This window comes from Bradyrhizobium sp. CB1015 (genome assembly GCF_025200925.1).
Lineage (GTDB): Bacteria > Pseudomonadota > Alphaproteobacteria > Rhizobiales > Xanthobacteraceae > Bradyrhizobium.
In genome coordinates this window covers 914,549-931,681 of the sequence record NZ_CP104174.1, presented here as the reverse complement: position 1 = coordinate 931,681, position 17,133 = coordinate 914,549, and the positions used below count along the sequence as shown (strand labels likewise).

Here is a 17,133-nt window from a genome sequence, read left to right as displayed (position 1 = left end):
CGCTTCGGCGAGACGAAGGCCCGGGCATCCACGTTCTTTCAGGCGAGAGTGAACAAGACGTGGATGGCCGGGACAAGCCCGGCCATGACGATTTCGTTGAACGAAAATGTGTAACGATCAGCCCTGCACCGCCGGCCGCCCGACGCTCTCATAGGTGAAGCCGGCGGCTTCCATGTCCTCAGGGCGGTAGATGTTGCGGAGGTCGACGACGACCGGCTGCGCCATGGTCGCCTTCAGCCGGTCGAGATCGAGCGCGCGGAACTGCACCCATTCGGTGACGATGACGAGCGCGTCGGCGCCTTGCGCGCAGACATAGGCGTCCTCGCAATAGGTGATATCGGGCAGCTCGCCCTTGGCCTGCTCCATGCCGACGGGGTCGAACGCCTTCACCTTCGCGCCCATGTCGATCAGGCCTGTCACCAGCGGGATCGACGGCGCATCGCGCATGTCGTCGGTGTCGGGCTTGAAGGTGAGGCCGAGCACCGCGACGGTCTTGCCGCGCAAATTGCCGCCGAGCGCCTGGCTCACCTTGCGCGCCATCGCGCGCTTGCGGTTCTCGTTGACCGCCAGCACCGATTCGACGATGCGCAGGTTCACGTCGTAGTCCTGCGCGATCTTGATCAAGGCCTTGGTGTCCTTCGGGAAGCACGAGCCGCCGAAACCGGGACCGGCATGCAGGAACTTGGTGCCGATGCGGTTGTCGAGGCCAATGCCGCGCGCGACCTCCTGAACGTTGGCCCCCGCCTTCTCGGACAGGTCGGCGATCTCGTTGATGAAGGTGATCTTGGTCGCCAGGAAAGCGTTGGCAGCGTATTTGATCATCTCGGCGGTGCGGCGCGCGGTGAACATCAACGGCGCCTGGTTCAACGACAGCGGCCGGTAGATGTCGCCCATCACCTTGCGGCCGCGCTCGTCGGAAGTGCCGACCACGATGCGGTCGGGGAATTTGAAATCGCGGATCGCCGCGCCCTCGCGCAGGAACTCGGGATTGGAGGCGACCACCACATCGGCTGACGGGTTGGCCTCGCGGATGATGCGCTCGACCTCGTCGCCGGTACCGACCGGCACGGTCGATTTCGTCACCACCACGGTGAAGCCTTGCAGCGACTGCGCGATCTCTTTCGCGGCGGCATAGACGTAAGACAGGTCGGCATGACCGTCGCCGCGACGCGAGGGCGTACCGACCGCGATGAACACGGCGTCGGCATCGGCCACCGGCTGCTTCAGGTCGGTGGTGAAGTCGAGCCGCTTGGCCTTCACGTTGTTGGCGACCAGCTCGTCGAGGCCAGGCTCGTAGATCGGGATCTCGCCGCGATGCAGTGCCGCGATCTTTCTCTCGTCCTTGTCGACGCAGGTGACGTCGTGGCCGAAATCCGCAAAGCAGGCACCGGACACCAGTCCCACATAGCCCGTGCCGATCATCGCAATTCGCATGAAAAATCCTTGTTCCAGCTTGGTTAACGGAAGCCCAATCCGGGGCGGTTTAGCATTTTCCCGAGGCCATGGAACAGTCCGCATGCAAAAACCGGCCCGCGATTTGAACCGGTAAAGCAGTCGGAAACCACTGGGCTCCAAACTGCCCCACGCCCACACAGGGACGGGCGGAACGCGCCTCGAAAAGGGACACCATGGCACGATCAGGCACAATCGCGGCGGCCAGCCCTTCCACGGCCGCTTCGGCCGCGCGTATCGACTGGGTCGATTACGCCAAGGGCATCTGCATCGTCATGGTCGTGATGATGCATTCGGTGCTTGGGGTCGAGCTTGCCGCCGGGCAGACCGGTTTCATGCATGCCGTCGTGGCCTTCGCAAAGCCGTTCCGGATGCCGGATTTCTTCCTGATTTCGGGCTTGTTCCTGTCTCTGGTGATCGATCGGGACTGGCGAACCTATCTCGACCGCAAGGTGGTGCATTTCGCCTATTTCTATGTCGTCTGGGTGACAATCCAATTCGGCTTCAAGGCGCCAGCCTTTGCCGCGGAGACCAGCTGGGGCGCGGTCGGCTTCCTGTACCTCGAATCCTTCATCGAGCCGTTCGGCACGCTGTGGTTCATCTATCTGTTGCCGGTCTTCTTCATCGTCACGAAACTGACACGCAAGGTCCCGCCGCTCGCGATCTGGCTGGTCGCCGCCGCGCTGGAGACCGCGCGCATCACGACCGGCTGGACCGTCATCGACGAGTTCTGCGCACGCTTCGTCTATTTCTATTCGGGCTATTTGTTCGCACCTTACGTGTTCGCCCGGTCGGATCGTGCGCGAAAGCATCCGGCCCTGGCGCTTGCAGCGCTCGCTATATGGGCGCTGGTCAATGCCGGCCTCGTCGCAGCGGGCGCCAGCGAGTGGGCGATCGTCTCGCTCGCGCTCGGCTTCGCCGGCGCCTGCGCCATCATCGCGACGGGCACGCTGCTCGCGCGGGCGCACTGGCTCAACTTCCTCCGCTTCTGCGGCGAGCATTCGATCGTGATCTATCTCGCCTTCTTCCTGCCGATGGCAGCGACGCGGACGCTGCTGCTGCGCACGGGCGTCATTGCCGATGTCGGCACGGTGTCGCTGCTCGTCACTATCGCCGGCGTGCTCGGTGCGCTGGCGATCTGGCGGATTGCGTTGTGGCTTGGTGCGAACTTCCTGTTCGAGCGGCCAGAGGCATTCTGGATTGCACCGAAGAAGGCGGGCGTGCGGCTGCAGGCGGCGGAGTAGCCAGCCCTCGCCAAGCTTCTCCCTATTGTCATGGGCCCCGCTTTCGCGGGGACGACAACAGGTGTGGGAATCGCGCCAAAAATCCCGCTTCCAAGGCTGTCAAAGCCCGCAAAAATTCATACATTGCGGCCATGCGAAAAACATCCCCGAAGACCACCGCCAAAGCTGACACCAAGGCCGCGCCCAAAGCCGCCGCCGATGCCAAGCCCGCCGCGACAGCTGCTGCCAAACCGGTCGCGGCCAAACCAGTCGCAGCCAAGGCTGCCGGCAAGGGCGATCACGTGTTCCTGGTCGACGGTTCCTCCTACATTTTCCGCGCCTATCACGCGCTGCCGCCGCTGAACCGCAAGTCCGACGGGCTCCAGGTCAACGCCGTGCTCGGCTTCTGCAACATGCTATGGAAGCTGCTCCGCGAGATGCCCGAGGACAACAGGCCCACGCATCTCGCCATCATCTTCGACAAGTCGGAGATCACCTTCCGCAACAAGATCTATCCGGACTACAAGGCGCACCGGCCGCCCGCCCCCGATGATCTCATTCCGCAATTCGCGCTGATCCGCGAGGCGGTGCGCGCCTTCGACCTGCCCTGCCTGGAACAGACCGGCTTCGAGGCCGACGATCTCATCGCGACCTATGTGCGACAGGCCTGCGAGCGCGGCGCCAGCGCCACCATCGTGTCGTCCGACAAGGACCTGATGCAGCTGGTCACCGATTGCGTCACCATGTACGACACCATGAAGGACCGCCGCATCGGCATATCAGAGGTGATCGAGAAGTTCGGCGTGCCGCCGAACAAGGTGGTCGAGGTGCAGGCGCTCGCGGGCGATTCCACCGACAACGTGCCGGGCGTGCCCGGCATCGGCGTCAAGACCGCGGCGCAGCTGATCACCGAATATGGCGATCTCGACCAATTGCTGTTTCGCGCCGGCGAGATCAAGCAGCCGAAGCGGCGCGAGGCGCTGCTCGAGAACGCGGAGAAGGCGCGCATCTCGCGGCAGCTCGTGCTGCTCGACGACAAGGTCGAGCTCGAGGTGCCGCTGGACGACCTCGCCGTCCACGAGCCCGACGCACGCAAGCTGATCGCCTTCCTCAAGGCCATGGAATTCACGACGCTGACGCGGCGCGTCGCCGAATACGCGCAGATCGATCCCGCCAATGTCGACGCCGATCCCGGCTATGCCAGCGGCGCCAGCGTGTTCACGACGCTGCCACCCTCGGACGTCGTGCCGGCACCAGGCACGGGAACGCCGGCGCCAGCCCGACCGAACCAGCCCAACAAGGCGGCGGGCAAGGAGGACAAGACTGCGAGCCCGAAGGGGGCGCCGATCTCGCTCGCCGCCGCGCGCGAAGAGGCGCTGCGCAAGCTTCCGGTCGATCGCGGCAAATACCAGACCATCAAGACCCTGAAGGAGCTCGACGGCTTCATCGCGCGCATCCATGATGCCGGCCATGTCGCGATCGAGACCAGAGCGAGCTCGATCGATCCGATGCAGGCCGATCTCTGCGGCATCGCGCTGGCGCTGGCGCCGAACGAAGCCTGCTACGTGCCGCTGGCACACAAGCAATCCGGCGGTGGCGCCGGCCTGTTCGATGCGGGCCTCGCGCCGGACCAGGTCAAGCATGACGACGCGCTGCAAGCGTTGCGGCCGGTGCTGGAATCGGCGGGCATCCTCAAGATCGGCTTCGACCTCAAGTTCACTGCCGTGATGCTGGCACAGCACGGCATCACCTTGCGCAACATCGACGATGCGCTCCTGATTTCCTACGTGCTCGACGCCGGTCGCGGCTCGCATGCGCTGGAATCGCTGTCGGAGCGCTGGTTCGGTCATGCGATGCTGAAGGAAAGCGAGCTGCTCGGCAGCGGCAAGGGCAAGATCACCTTCGACCAGGTGCCGGTCGACAAGGCCGCACCGCTATCGGCCGAAGGCGTCGACATCGCCTTGCGGGTCTGGCGCGTGCTGAAGCCGCGCCTGGTTTCCGAGCACATGAGTGCGGTCTACGAGACGCTGGAGCGGCCGCTGGTATCGGTGCTTGCGCGCATGGAGCGGCGCGGCATCTCGATCGACCGCCAGGTCCTGTCGCGTCTCTCCGGCGACTTCGCCCAGACCGCAGCGCGCGTCGAGGCCGAGATCCAGGAGATCGCGGGCGAGCCGGTCAATGTCGGCAGTCCCAAGCAGATCGGCGACATCCTGTTCGGCAAGATGGGATTGCCCGGCGGCACCAAGACCAAGACCGGCGCGTGGTCGACCACCGCACAGGTGCTCGATGATCTCGCCGAGCAGGGCCACGACTTCCCGAAGAAGATTCTGGAATGGCGCCAGGTCTCCAAGCTGAAATCGACCTACACCGACGCGCTGCCGACCTACGTCAATCCGCAGACCCACCGCGTGCACACCACCTACGCACTGGCTGCGACCACGACCGGGCGCTTGTCATCGAACGAGCCGAATCTGCAGAACATTCCGGTGCGCACCGAGGACGGCCGCAAGATCCGCCGCGCCTTCATCGCCACGCCCGGGCACAAGCTGGTCTCCGCCGATTATTCACAGATCGAGCTGCGACTGCTCGCCGAGATCGCCGACATTCCCGTGCTGAAGCAGGCCTTCCGCGACGGGCTCGACATTCACGCCATGACCGCGTCGGAAATGTTCGGCGTGCCGATCAAGGGCATGCCGAGCGAGATCCGCCGCCGCGCGAAAGCGATCAATTTCGGCATCATCTACGGCATCTCCGCGTTCGGCCTCGCCAACCAGCTCGGCATCGCGCGCGAGGAAGCTTCCGCCTACATCAGGAAATATTTCGAGCGCTTCCCCGGCATCCGCGCCTACATGGACGAGACGCGCGACTTCTGCCGCAACCACGGCTACGTCACCACGCTGTTCGGCCGCAAATGTCACTACCCCGACATCAAGGCGTCCAACGCCTCGGTGCGCGCCTTCAACGAGCGCGCCGCGATCAACGCGCGGCTCCAGGGCACTGCCGCCGACATCATCCGCCGCGCCATGACGCGCGTGGAGGATGCGCTGGCCGCGAAGAAGCTCGCGGCGCAGATGCTGCTCCAGGTGCACGACGAGTTGATCTTCGAGGTGCCGGACGACGAGGTCGAGGCAACGCTCCCCGTCGTGCAGAAGGTGATGCAGGACGCGCCGTTCCCGGCCGTGCTGCTCTCGGTGCCGCTGCATGTCGACGCCCGCGCCGCGAACAATTGGGACGAGGCGCATTAGCGCTCTCTTCACCTCTCCCCGCAAGGGCGGGGCGAGGGAGCACACCGGCGCAAGAACTCAATTGTCCTCCGGGCAATTGCGCGATGGCGCCGCCGCCCTTCGCATATTAGAACCTTTGCATCTCCGCACCGGTTCACCCATGCCCCATACTTCCGCCCTGCTCGGCTTTGCCCTCGTCTGCCTCGGTCTCGTGCTCACGCCGGGACCGAACATGATTTACCTGATCTCGCGCTCGATCACGCAGGGGCCCGCGGCCGGCATCGTCTCGCTCGGCGGCGTGGCGCTCGGCTTCGTGTTCTACATGCTGTGCGCGGCCTTCGGCATCACGGCGCTGTTGCTCGCCATTCCCTTCGCTTACGACGCGCTGCGCTTTGCCGGCGCCGGCTATTTGCTGTGGCTCGCCTGGCAGGCGGTGAAGCCGGGCGGGCGTTCGCCGTTCCAGGTGAGGAAGCTCGCCATCGACAGCCCACGCAAATTGTTCGCGATGGGCTTCGTCACCAACCTGCTCAACCCGAAGATCGCGATGCTGTATCTGGCGCTGCTGCCGCAATTCATCGATCCCACGGCCGGCAGCGTGCTGACGCAGTCGGTGGTGCTGGGCGCGATCCAGATCGCGATCAGCGTCAGCGTCAACGCGATGATCGCGCTCGCGGCCGGCTCGATCGCGCTGTTCCTCGCGAACCGGCCGAGCTGGATGCTGATGCAGCGCTGGCTAATGGGCACCGTGCTGGCTGGGCTCGCGGTGCGGATGGCGGTGGAAGCGAAGAAGGTGTGAGGGTTTTCCCACCCTCCCCTGGAGAGGGAGGGTCGCTGCGCATGTAGCGAAGCGGAATGCGCAGCGGGGTGGGGTGACGGTCCCTCCCCATCCAACAGTGCCCGAGTGGAGAGATCACCCCACCCCGCTCGCGCGTTGCGCGATCGATCCTCCCCCTCCAGGGGAGGGTAAGCGAAGCTCAATCCAGCTTCGCGTCCATGCCGCGCTTCACGGCCGGGCGCGCCATCAGGGCGTCGTACCAGCGCTTGACGTTGGGGAAGTCGGCCAGATCAACCTTGTGGCGAGGATGGCGCCAGGCCCAGCCCAGGATGGCAAAATCGGCAACCGAGAGCTCGCCGGCGACGAAGTCGCGCCTGTCCAGGCGGCGATCGAGCACGCCATAGAGCCGGCGCGTCTCGGCCATGAAGCGCGTCAAGCCGTACGCCCGGTCCTGCTCGTTCTCGAGTGCGATGAAATGGTGCACCTGGCCGGGCATTGGGCCGAACCCGCCCATCTGCCACATCAGCCATTCGTACACCGGAATGCGCTGGATAAGCGATTTCGGCAGGAATTTGCCGGTCTTTTCGCCGAGATAGAGCAGGATCGCACCGGATTCGAAGATGCTGACGGGCTTGCCGTCGGGGCCCTCGGGGTCGACGATCGCGGGGATCTTGTTGTTGGGGGAGAGCTTGAGGAACTCGGGCGCCATCTGCTCGCCCTTGGTGATGTTCACCGGGATCACCTTATAGGGCAGCCCCATCTCCTCCAGCGCGACCGAGATCTTGCGGCCGTTCGGCGTGTTCCAGGTATAGAGCTCGATGGTCATTCCGTGTCCTTCCCAAGAGGCGTGCCCCCTGAACTACTCCAGAAGGTTGCGCCCTCACAACCGGCGGGCCGGGATGGCCGATCCCTGTTGACGGAAGACGCCCCCTCTGGAATGTCGCGTCGGTCGCGGATAAATTCCGCCTCCTCCAAAAACGCTGTTCGAGGGACCGCCGTGTCGAAATCCGCCTCCCGCGCCCGCCTGTTCGAAATCATCCGCCGGCGCTCATTCGGTCGCGGCGAGGTGACGCTCGCGTCGGGCCGCAAGAGCGATTTCTACTTCAACCTCAAGCCGACCATGCTCGACCCCGAGGGCGCGACGCTGCTCGCGGAGCTGACTTACGAGGCGCTCAAGGACGACCAGCTCGATTTCATCGGCGGGCTCGAGATGGGCGCGGTGCCGCTCGCCGGCGCGCTGGCGCAGATCTCCTGGATCAAGGGCCATCCGATCGCGGCCTTCTTCGTGCGCAAGAAGCCGAAGGATCACGGTGCCAAGCTTGCGATCGAAGGCCTGCCCAAGGGCGAGACGTTGGCCGGCAAGCGCGTCGTGATCGTCGAGGACGTCACCACCACCGGCGGCTCGGCGATGAAGGCGGTGGAAGCGGTGCGCGAAGCCGGAGCCAATGTCGTGCTGGTGCTGACCATGGTCGACCGCGAGGAAGGCGCCACCGACACGTTCGGTGCGGCCGGCCTGCCGTTCCGCTCGCTGTACAAGGCGTCGGAATTCTTGAAGGGGTGAAGTGGCGGAAATTTCTCCGCCGTCATGCCTCAATGTGTCCCGGTGGCAACCATCCGTCCAAAGCTGCGCCCGGCCACAAAGAGGCCACCGCCTCGTCTTGAAAGCGCCTCCGCTCAACTGCTCATTTACCATCCCGCTTTATGGTGAATCGTGCGCTGAGATCTCTCGGTCCCAGCCGGTTCAGTAGCGTTGGGTGGAGTAAGCATTGCGTACAGTCATGTCCCATGCGCGCCGGCGGCGTCGCGCGATGCTTGTGGCCGCCATGCTGGCAGCTCCGCTGCTCGCTACTCCTGCCCCAGTTTCGGCCGAAGGCCTATTCGATTTCCTCTTCGGCGGAATGCAGCAGCAGCGGCCGCAGCGCGAGGTGCCGCAGGCGAACTCCTACGTCGATCCCTTCAGCAGCCAGCAGAATGGCGCCACGCCGCAATATGTGCCGCCGACCCGCTCAGCGGCGGCCGGCGGCTCGGGCCCGGCCTTCTGCGTACGCAGTTGCGACGGGAAATACTTTCCGCTGATGCGCGGCCTCGTCTCGCCCGCGCAGATGTGTCAGGCATTCTGCCCTGCCAGCGCGACCAAGATCTATTTCGGCTCGTCGATCGACGGTGCCTATTCGCAGACCGGCGAGCGCTACGCCGACAGCGAGAACGCGTTCGCCTATCGCAAGGCGCTGCGCGCCGATTGCACCTGCAACGGCCGTGAACCGGTCGGCCTGGCCCCGGTCGACCTTGCGCTGGATTCATCGCTGAAGGCCGGCGACGTGATCGCCACCACCGACGGCCTCGTCGCCTATACCGGCATCCGCGTCGGCAACGACCAGGCTGCGGAATTCACCCCGGTTGCGTCCTATCCCGGCCTCACCGCCCAGGTCCGCGCGCGGCTCGGCGAGATGAAGGTGGCGCCGGTGCGGGCAGAGACGGTGTCGGCGGATGCGCCGCCGTCAAACGAGATCGTGCGTGAGGCACTGCCGGATGTGACGGTGCCGAAGACGACCGCGAAGCCGGCGAAGCGGGCGGGGTTGGAATGATCTCGTGTCCCGGACGGCGGCGCAGCGCGGAAGCGATGCGACGCTGAGCCGGGACCCAGCATGCCGCGAGATGGGCCCCGGCTCTGCAGCGCATCGCTTGGCGCGCTGCGCTTTGTCCGGGGCACGAGAGCTCACCTCCCGATGATCACCCCGATCACGTTCGGCGCGGCCAGATATTTCTCCTCGATCGCCGCGCGCGCGGCGGCGCGGTTCTCCGGCGTCAGGAGGCCGCGCTTCTCGGCCAGGATCATCCAGCAGAAGCCCCACCAATCCGTCAGCATGCCCTGATCGCCGACGAGGTCATAGCCCTGCTCGGCCGCGAAGATGCGCGCATGCGCTTCGTCCAGCGTGTCGAGAAACTGATGATCCTCGGGCGAGAACAGATCGTCGCTGACGTCGTCGATGGTGTAGCCCCAGATCGACTGGCACACGGCGTTGAACTCGCGATCGAACTGGTCGTCGTCGACCCTCTGGCGCCGCGCGGCCTGATGCAGCCGTGACAGCGAGCGCGCGAAATCGGCGATCCGGGTGAGGGCAAACTGGTCGAAGGCAATGGTGGACATGTAGTCCTCGCAAAGTCGGACAGACGCTAGATATTGTATCGGCGAGACGCCGAATCACAATGATATATCAAAGACTTGCTAAAGTGTTCTTAATTTGTTCTAGAGAGGCGCCAAAATCTCAGATGCAGCGCGAGGCCGCAATGGCGTGGACGCGGCGGTCGCCGAGGAGATGGGCGACAAAGCCGTTCTGCGGAAAGATCCTGGCGAAGGCAGCGTCGCGGATGCTGAGGCCGCCGGCATAGGCGCCGAACGCGGGCATGACGGCGCGCAACCCGTCGCTGGCGAAGCAGCGGCGCTCCATGAAACGGCCGCGCGCCGAGACGCGCGCCTTCGGATGCAGATGGCCGGCGATCTCGCCGCGTGCCCCGGTCGGCTCGTGGCGGAAGGTGATCGGTCCGATCGCCACTTCATCCGCGATGGTGCCGCCGAGATCGCGCGGCAGCATCGGATCATGATTGCCCGAGATCCAGATCCAGTCGCGGCCGGTCTGGAGTGCGGCCACCGCGTCGCGGTCCTCGGCCGACAGACGCTCATGCGCGCTGCGGTCGTGAAAACTATCACCGAGCGAAATGACTACTCGCGGATTATGGCGGGAGATGACAGCAGCGAGCCGGCCAAGCGTCGCGATAGTATCGTAAGGCGGCAGCAACACGCCACGCATCGCGAAGCTCGAGCCCTTCTCCAGATGCAGGTCGGAGACGACGAGCAGGCGTTGCTCGTCCCAGAACAGCGCGCCGGAGAGATCGGCGAGGAACGAGATGCCGGAAACGTCCACAGTCCGTGTCGACGCGATCGATAGCGCAGCATTCTCCGTCATGGCCGGGCTTGTCCCGGCCATCCACGTTCTTGGCGCCGCACGAAAGACGTGGATGCCCGGGTCAGGACCGGGCATGACGATGCGGATGGAGTTGCGCCCCGAAAATACATTCCTACCGTCTACGACATCGCCTCTTTGACGAGCTCGTCGGCGGCTTCGGCCAAAAGCTCGTCTGCAGCTTCGCCATAAACTGACTCGCGGCCGATTTCCAGCATCACGGGCACGGCGAGCGGGGAGACGTGGTCGAGTTCCCGGTGCGTGATGCGGCCCTGGATGCGCATCAGCATGTCGCTGAGGCGGCGCAAATCGAGCAGGCCGGTGGCGGCATCGGCGCGCGCGGCGCGGAGCAGGACGTGATCGGCCTGGTGCTTGCGCAGCACGTCGTAGACGAGATCGGTCGAGAACAGCACCTGGCGGCGGCTCTTCTCTTCGCCGCTGTGGCGGCGCGCGATCAGGCCGGAGATGATCGCGCAGTTGCGGAAGGTGCGCTTCATCAGGGCGGATTCGGCGAGCCAGGCTTCGAGATCATCGCCGAGCATGTCAGGGTCGAACAGCGCGTTGAGATCGATCCTGCCCTGACGGATCATGAAGGAGAGATCGCCGAGCCCCCAGATCGCCACCGCATATTCATTGGCGACGAAGCCGAGCGGACGCGCGCGGACGCGCTCCAGCCGCCGCGTCAGCAGCATGCCGAGGGTCTGATGCGCGAGGCGGCCCTCGAAGGGATAGCAGACCAGATAATGCTTGTTGGCACGCGGAAAGCTCTCCACCAGGAGCTCGCGGACCGCCGGCACTTGGCTGACATCCTTCTGCAGCGACAGCCAATCGCGCACCTGCTCCGGCAAGCCGCCCCAGGCGCGGCCATCATCGAGCAGCCGACGCACGCGCTCGGCGAGATAGGTCGAGAGCGGAAACTTTCCGCCCATGTAGGACGGCACCTTCGGGTCCTTGTCATGCGCGCGCGAGACATAGACCTGGTCCTCCACCAGCGTCTCGTAGCGCACCACCTCGCCCGAGAACACGAAGGTGTCGCGGGGCGAGAGGCCCTCGATGAAGGCCTCCTCGATCTCGCCGAGCAGCCGGCCGCCACGTGCGATCACGCCTGGGGATCCTGTACCGCTGCCGCGCGAGCGCACCAGGCGCACCTTCAGCATGTCGTCCTCGACGATGGTGCCGACATTCATGCGGTAGCTCTGCCGCACCTTTGGATTGGCGACGCGCCAGCGGCCTTCCTTGTCCTGCTTGATGCGGGCGAAGCGCTCATAGGTCTTCAGCGCGTAACCGCCGGAGGCGACGAAATCGACGACATCGTCGAAATCCTGCCGCGACAGGCTTGCGTAGGGCGCGGCCGTGCGGGCCTCGCCATAGAGCTCGTCGCTGAAAAACGGCTCGCCGCAGGCACAGCCGAGCACATGCTGAGCCAGCACGTCGAGGGCGCCCGTGCGCAAGGGCGGCGTGTCCTGCGCATTCTCGGCAATGGCGTCGATGGCGACGCGGCACTCCAGTACTTCGAAACGGTTGGCCGGCACCAGCACCGCTCGTGAAGCTTCGTCGAGGCGATGGTTGGCGCGGCCGATGCGCTGCATCAGGCGCGAAGAGCCCTTGGGCGCACCGATATTGACGACGAGATCGACGTCGCCCCAGTCGACGCCGAGGTCGAGCGAGGAGGTGCAGACCACGCCGCGCAGCCGGCCCGCCGACATCGCGTCCTCGACCTTGCGGCGCTGGGCGACGTCGAGTGAGCCGTGATGCAGCGCGATGGCAAGGCCGTCGTCGTTCATGCTCCAGAGATTCTGGAACAGCATCTCGGCCTGGCTGCGCGTGTTGACGAAGACAAGCGTGGTCTTGTTGGCCTTGATCAGCTCGTAGATTTCAGGAAGCGCGTGGCGGGCGCTGTGGCCGGCCCAGGGCAGCCGCTCGCGCGTGTCGAGCATCTCGACCACGGGCGGCGCGGCACCGCCGGCGACGACGATGTCGGCTGCCCGCTCCTTGCCGTCGGGCTGCGGCACCAGGAAGCGCGCGAGCTGCTCCGGCTCGGCCACTGTCGCCGACAGGCCGATCGCGCGCATTTGCGGAGCGAGGCGCCACAATCGAGCGAGGCCGAGCGAGAGCAGATCGCCGCGCTTGGACGTCACCAGCGCGTGCAGCTCATCCAGCACGATGCGCTTCAGGGCGGAAAACAGGAACGGCGCGTCGTCGGAGGAGAGCAGCAGCGCGAGCTGCTCGGGCGTCGTCAGCAACACGTCCGGCGGATAGCGCCGCTGCCGCTGACGGCGCGAGACCGGCGTATCGCCGGTGCGGGTCTCGACCTTGATGGGCAAGCCCATCTCGGCGATGGGACGCTCGAGGTTGCGCGCGATATCGACGGCGAGCGCCTTGAGTGGCGAGATATAGAGGGTATGCAGGCCGCCGCTGCGCTGCACGCTGCGGCCGGTGGAAACGAGGTTCTTCTTCGCGCCCGCGTCTTGCGTCACCGGCTGCGTCGAAAGCTCAACCAAGGTCGGCAGAAATCCAGCCAGCGTCTTGCCGGCGCCGGTCGGCGCGATCAGCAGGGCCGAGCGGTCCTCGCGCGCCTTCTCCAGCAGTGCCAATTGATGCGCGCGCGGCGACCACCCGCGGGCTGCGAACCAGGCCTGGAAGCGATCCGGCAGCAGCGCGGCCGGCTCGGCCGATGTTTGGAGGATGCGGGGCGGCACGGCATGACAGGTAAGCCGTAGGGATGGCTTCGTCGAGGGGGGCTATGGCCTGCGGCCATCGCATACGCGCTCTCCATTTGAGGCGCGATGGCCTCGACATCGTCATGGCCGGGCTTGTCCCGGCCATCCACGCAGCACAAAGTACGTGGATGCCCGGGACAAGCCCGGGCATGACGACCTCTTGTGAGGTCCAAATTTCGGTCCTCTCCTCGCCTGCGCGACGAGGGCCAGCGCTCTCACACCCCGGCCGGCACCTGATCGAGAAATCCGGTCACGCTCCTGATCCGGCCGTCCTTCAGCACGGCGAAATCGGTGCCCTTGATCGGGCTGTCGGCGCCGTCAGGACCAAGTCCCCACGAGAAGCGGACGTGATCGCCGTAGCCATTGGGCTCACCGATCAGCTTGAATTTGAAATCGGGAAAGCGCTGCTGCACGCCTGCGATCAGCGCCTCGATGCCGTCCTGGCCGTCGCCCTTCATCACGGGATCGACATAGCTCGCATCCGTCGTCCAGCTTTCGCTGAGCAGCTCGCGGCGGCGGCCAGCGGTGCGCTCGTTCCAGAGCTCGATGTAGCGGTGGGCGATGGTGACGGGATCGGTCATGGTGCTCTCCTTCGATGGCGCCGTGTTGTCCGGCTGACCGTGACTATCGAAGGTTCACGCGCGTTGATCGATTACCTCGGAGGTCATCAACGCGCGTGAAGTTTTCGCAAAAATTACTTCGCCGCCGTCACCATGATCTCGACGGTGTATTGCGGGGCCGCCAGCTTGGCTTCGACGGTGGCGCGCGCCGGGGTGTTGCCGGGCGAGACCCAGGCGTCCCACACAGCGTTCATCTCGCCGAAGGTCTTCATGTCGGTGATGTAGATCGTGGCCGAGAGCAGCTTCGACTTGTCGGTGCCGGCCTTGGCGAGGTGCCCGTCGATGGTCGCCAGGATGTCCTGGGTCTGCTTCGTCACGCTTTCGCCGGCCGCCTTGTTGGCGACGACACCGGCGAGATAGACGGTGTTGCCGTGCACGACGACCTGGCTCATGCGCGGGCCGGTTTCAAAACGCTGAATGCTCATCTGGGATCTCCTGACTGGAATGGCGGCCCTGTCTAGCCCAGCGGTTTGCAGTGTGCCACCCCTGGCACGCATGCATTGCTTGCCACGCATGCGTCGTTCACGGAAACCGACTGAAGAAGGTCCAGATCGTTTCGGCGCCGTCGATGTCGCCGTTCTGCGATCCGAGCAGGCTCCTGGCGACCTTCGGGAAACGGGCGTCCGGAGCGAAGCCCGGCATGCGGTGGCCGCCATGGTTGATGCGATAGAGCACGACGTCGTGCCCAGCCGGACAGCGCGAGCTGATCCGTGTCACTGTGGACTGGTCCGCCGGCGCCGCGTCGGGCATGTCGGTGATCCCGGCGTCGTCGGTCTCGCAGCCATTGAGCCTGCGCCAGAACGCCAGCGTCTCGTCCGTCGACCAGAATCCCTCTGCGGCAAAATAGCTCGATCCGCGCCCGCCCTCATAAGGGACCAGCGGATCGGCGGTCCCGTTCATGAGCAGCATCGGCAGCGGCCGCGACGGATGACAGGTGACGGCGGCTTCATCGCTGAGATTCATGATCACACTCGCAGCCGCCGCAAACAGATCGGCGCGCGCACAGGCCATGGTCATCGCCATGGCACCGCCATTGGAGACGCCGGCGACGTAGACGCGCTTCGCATCGGCCGTGCCGTCGGCCACCAGCTTCTCGACCAGCCTTGCGATGAAGGCGACGTCATCGGTGCCCGCCGGTGGTCCGCGCAGGGCCGGCCCCGCCTTGGTGCGCGCGTCCGCCCATGCATTGTTGAGCCCGTCCGGAAACACAACGGCAAGGCCCTCGCGCTTGGCGACCTGCGGCCAGGCCGTCCGCGTGACCATGTCGGCGCCGCGCTGGGTCTTGCCATGCAGCACGACGACGAGCGGTGCGGGCCGCTTGCCCGGCAATTGCGCGGTGTAGGAGCGCTTCACCCCGTTGACATCGATCGTATCGGCGGACGCAGCCGAAGCTGCCGTCAAAGCAGCGATCAGCGCCCCGATGCGCATCCACCGCCGCACGATCTAGCCCACGGCCTTGGCGGCGGCACGGCCGGCATTGCGGCCCGAGAACAGGCAGCCGCCCAGGAAAGTCCCCTCCAGCGATCGATAGCCATGCACGCCGCCGCCACCGAAGCCGGCGGCTTCGCCGACGGCGTAGAGGCCGGGAATGACGCGGCCCTCTTCCCCGAACACGCGGGAGTCGAGATCGGTCTCGAAGCCGCCCAGCGTCTTGCGGGTGAGGATGTTGAGCTTCACGGCGATCAGCGGCCCATGCGCGGGATCGAGGATGCGGTGCGGGGAAGCGGTGCGGATCAACTTGTCGCCGATATAGCGGCGCGCATTGTGGATGTTCATGACCTGCACATCCTTGACATAGGGATTGGCGATCTCGCGGTCGCGCGCCTCGATCTGCATCTTGATGTGCTCGAGCTTGAGAAGATCGCTGCCGGCGAGCTTGTTCATGGCCGCAACGAGCTCACCGAGCTTGTCGCGGACAATGAAGTCGACACCGTGGCTCTTGAACGCCTCCACCGGCGCCGGCGCCCCCTTGTTGGTGGCGCGGCGAAGTGTCATGCGCCAGCTCTTGCCGGTCAGATCGGGGTTCTGCTCCGAGCCCGACAGCGCAAACTCCTTCTTGATGATGCTCTGGGTCAGGATGAACCAGGAATAATCGTAGCCGGTCGACATGATGTATTTGAGCTGGCCGAGCGTGTCGGAGCCCGGGAACAGCGGCGCCGGCAGCCGCGTGCCTGTTGCGTCGAACCACATCGAGGAGGGACCTGGCAGGATGCGGATGCCGTGGCGGGGCCAGATCGGGTTCCAGTTCTGGATGCCCTCGACGTAATGCCACATGCGGTCGCGGTTGATCAGCCGCGCGCCGGCCCTTTCCGTGATGCCGATCATGCGACCGTCGACATGCTCGGGCACGCCGGAGATCATGAATTTCGGGGGATCACCGAGCCGCTTCGGCCAGTTCTGCCGCACCAGCTCGTGGTTGCCGCCGATGCCGCCGGAGGCGACGATCACGGCCTGCGCCTTCAGAGCGAAGTCGCCGACCACGTTGCGCGAGGAGCTCTTGCCGCGCTCTGCATGATCAGGCGCAAGAACGACGCCGCTGACGCCGTTCACCGTGCCATTGGTGATGGAGAGTGCATCGACGCGATGGCGGAACCTGAAGGTCAATCGGCCAGTCTTCATCGCCTCGCGCGCGCGGCGCTCGAACGGCTCGACGATGCCCGGGCCGGTGCCCCAGGTGACGTGGAAGCGCGGCACCGAATTGCCGTGTCCCATCGCGTCATAGCCGCCGCGCTCGGCCCAGCCGACCACGGGAAAGAAGCGATGGCCCATCGCGCGCAGCCAGTCCCGCTTCTCGCCGGCCGCGAAGGCCACATAGGCTTCAGCCCATTGGCGCGGCCAGAAATCCTCGTCGCGGTCGAAGCCGGCGGTGCCGAGCCAGTCCTGCATGGCGAGCTCGTAGGAATCCTTGATGCCGAGCCGGCGCTGCTCCGGCGAATCGACCAGGAACAAGCCGCCGAACGACCAGAACGCCTGGCCGCCGAGCGACTGCTCGCCTTCCTGATCGACAACCATCACGCGCTTGCCCGCATCGGCGATCTCGGTGGCGGCAACGAGGCCCGACAGTCCCGCGCCGACGACGACGACGTCCGTTTCTTCAGCCATGCGCTTCCCCCTCCATGAGTTCCTCCCTGTAATTGCCCGGATTGAAGCCAGCGGT

Annotated in this window: 14 protein-coding genes; 5 read left to right on the top strand and 9 right to left on the bottom strand. The window is 65.4% G+C overall.

Annotated elements, in window-relative coordinates:
* Nucleotides 1–117: 117 nt before the first annotated feature.
* On the bottom strand, nucleotides 118–1,434 hold the full coding sequence (locus tag N2604_RS04185; RefSeq protein ID WP_260373941.1) for a UDP-glucose/GDP-mannose dehydrogenase family protein: 1,317 nt from the start codon (nucleotides 1,432–1,434) through the stop codon (nucleotides 118–120).
* Nucleotides 1,435–1,628: 194 nt separating this feature from the next.
* Here N2604_RS04185 and N2604_RS04180 point away from each other — a divergent pair, with 194 nt between their 5' ends.
* The 3 genes from N2604_RS04180 to N2604_RS04170 all read left to right on the top strand — a co-directional run bounded on the left by N2604_RS04180 (nucleotide 1,629) and on the right by N2604_RS04170 (nucleotide 6,695).
* Complete coding sequence (locus N2604_RS04180) at nucleotides 1,629–2,696, top strand: acyltransferase family protein (protein ID WP_260373940.1); 1,068 nt, start codon at nucleotides 1,629–1,631, stop codon at nucleotides 2,694–2,696.
* Between the two features lie 131 nt (nucleotides 2,697–2,827).
* Nucleotides 2,828–5,920: a DNA polymerase I gene (gene polA / locus N2604_RS04175; protein ID WP_260373939.1), complete on the top strand. Its 3,093-nt coding sequence runs from the start codon at nucleotides 2,828–2,830 to the stop codon at nucleotides 5,918–5,920.
* A 139-nt stretch (nucleotides 5,921–6,059) separates the two neighbouring features.
* On the top strand, nucleotides 6,060–6,695 hold the full coding sequence (locus tag N2604_RS04170; RefSeq protein ID WP_260373938.1) for a LysE family translocator: 636 nt from the start codon (nucleotides 6,060–6,062) through the stop codon (nucleotides 6,693–6,695).
* A gap of 178 nt (nucleotides 6,696–6,873) precedes the next feature.
* Here N2604_RS04170 and N2604_RS04165 read toward each other — a convergent pair whose 3' ends face one another.
* Nucleotides 6,874–7,500 carry a glutathione S-transferase family protein gene (locus N2604_RS04165; RefSeq protein WP_260373937.1) on the bottom strand — a complete coding sequence of 209 codons (627 nt, stop codon included), beginning with the start codon at nucleotides 7,498–7,500 and terminating at the stop codon, nucleotides 6,874–6,876.
* Between the two features lie 171 nt (nucleotides 7,501–7,671).
* Here N2604_RS04165 and pyrE point away from each other — a divergent pair, with 171 nt between their 5' ends.
* A complete protein-coding gene (gene pyrE, locus N2604_RS04160; protein ID WP_260373936.1) occupies nucleotides 7,672–8,235 on the top strand; it encodes an orotate phosphoribosyltransferase in 564 nt (187 codons plus the stop codon).
* A gap of 247 nt (nucleotides 8,236–8,482) precedes the next feature.
* Nucleotides 8,483–9,259: a DUF2865 domain-containing protein gene (locus tag N2604_RS04155; protein WP_260373935.1), complete on the top strand. Its 777-nt coding sequence runs from the start codon at nucleotides 8,483–8,485 to the stop codon at nucleotides 9,257–9,259.
* A gap of 131 nt (nucleotides 9,260–9,390) precedes the next feature.
* Here N2604_RS04155 and N2604_RS04150 read toward each other — a convergent pair whose 3' ends face one another.
* The 7 genes from N2604_RS04150 to N2604_RS04120 form a co-directional block, all read right to left on the bottom strand.
* Nucleotides 9,391–9,822 carry a hypothetical protein gene (locus N2604_RS04150; RefSeq protein WP_260373934.1) on the bottom strand — a complete coding sequence of 144 codons (432 nt, stop codon included), beginning with the start codon at nucleotides 9,820–9,822 and terminating at the stop codon, nucleotides 9,391–9,393.
* Between the two features lie 118 nt (nucleotides 9,823–9,940).
* On the bottom strand, nucleotides 9,941–10,639 hold the full coding sequence (gene pdeM, locus N2604_RS04145; protein ID WP_260373933.1) for a ligase-associated DNA damage response endonuclease PdeM: 699 nt from the start codon (nucleotides 10,637–10,639) through the stop codon (nucleotides 9,941–9,943).
* 119 nt (nucleotides 10,640–10,758) lie between these two features.
* Complete coding sequence (locus tag N2604_RS04140; RefSeq protein ID WP_260373932.1) at nucleotides 10,759–13,335, bottom strand: ligase-associated DNA damage response DEXH box helicase; 2,577 nt, start codon at nucleotides 13,333–13,335, stop codon at nucleotides 10,759–10,761.
* 236 nt (nucleotides 13,336–13,571) lie between these two features.
* Nucleotides 13,572–13,937, bottom strand: a complete 366-nt coding sequence (locus tag N2604_RS04135) for a nuclear transport factor 2 family protein (RefSeq protein WP_260373931.1) — start codon at nucleotides 13,935–13,937, stop codon at nucleotides 13,572–13,574.
* Nucleotides 13,938–14,050: 113 nt separating this feature from the next.
* Complete coding sequence (locus N2604_RS04130; protein ID WP_027575148.1) at nucleotides 14,051–14,401, bottom strand: RidA family protein; 351 nt, start codon at nucleotides 14,399–14,401, stop codon at nucleotides 14,051–14,053.
* A 97-nt stretch (nucleotides 14,402–14,498) separates the two neighbouring features.
* On the bottom strand, nucleotides 14,499–15,404 hold the full coding sequence (locus N2604_RS04125; RefSeq protein ID WP_260373930.1) for a PHB depolymerase family esterase: 906 nt from the start codon (nucleotides 15,402–15,404) through the stop codon (nucleotides 14,499–14,501).
* Between the two features lie 15 nt (nucleotides 15,405–15,419).
* Nucleotides 15,420–17,078, bottom strand: coding sequence for an FAD-binding dehydrogenase (locus N2604_RS04120; RefSeq protein ID WP_260373929.1), 1,659 nt, complete (start codon nucleotides 17,076–17,078; stop codon nucleotides 15,420–15,422).
* Nucleotides 17,079–17,133 lie beyond the last annotated feature (55 nt).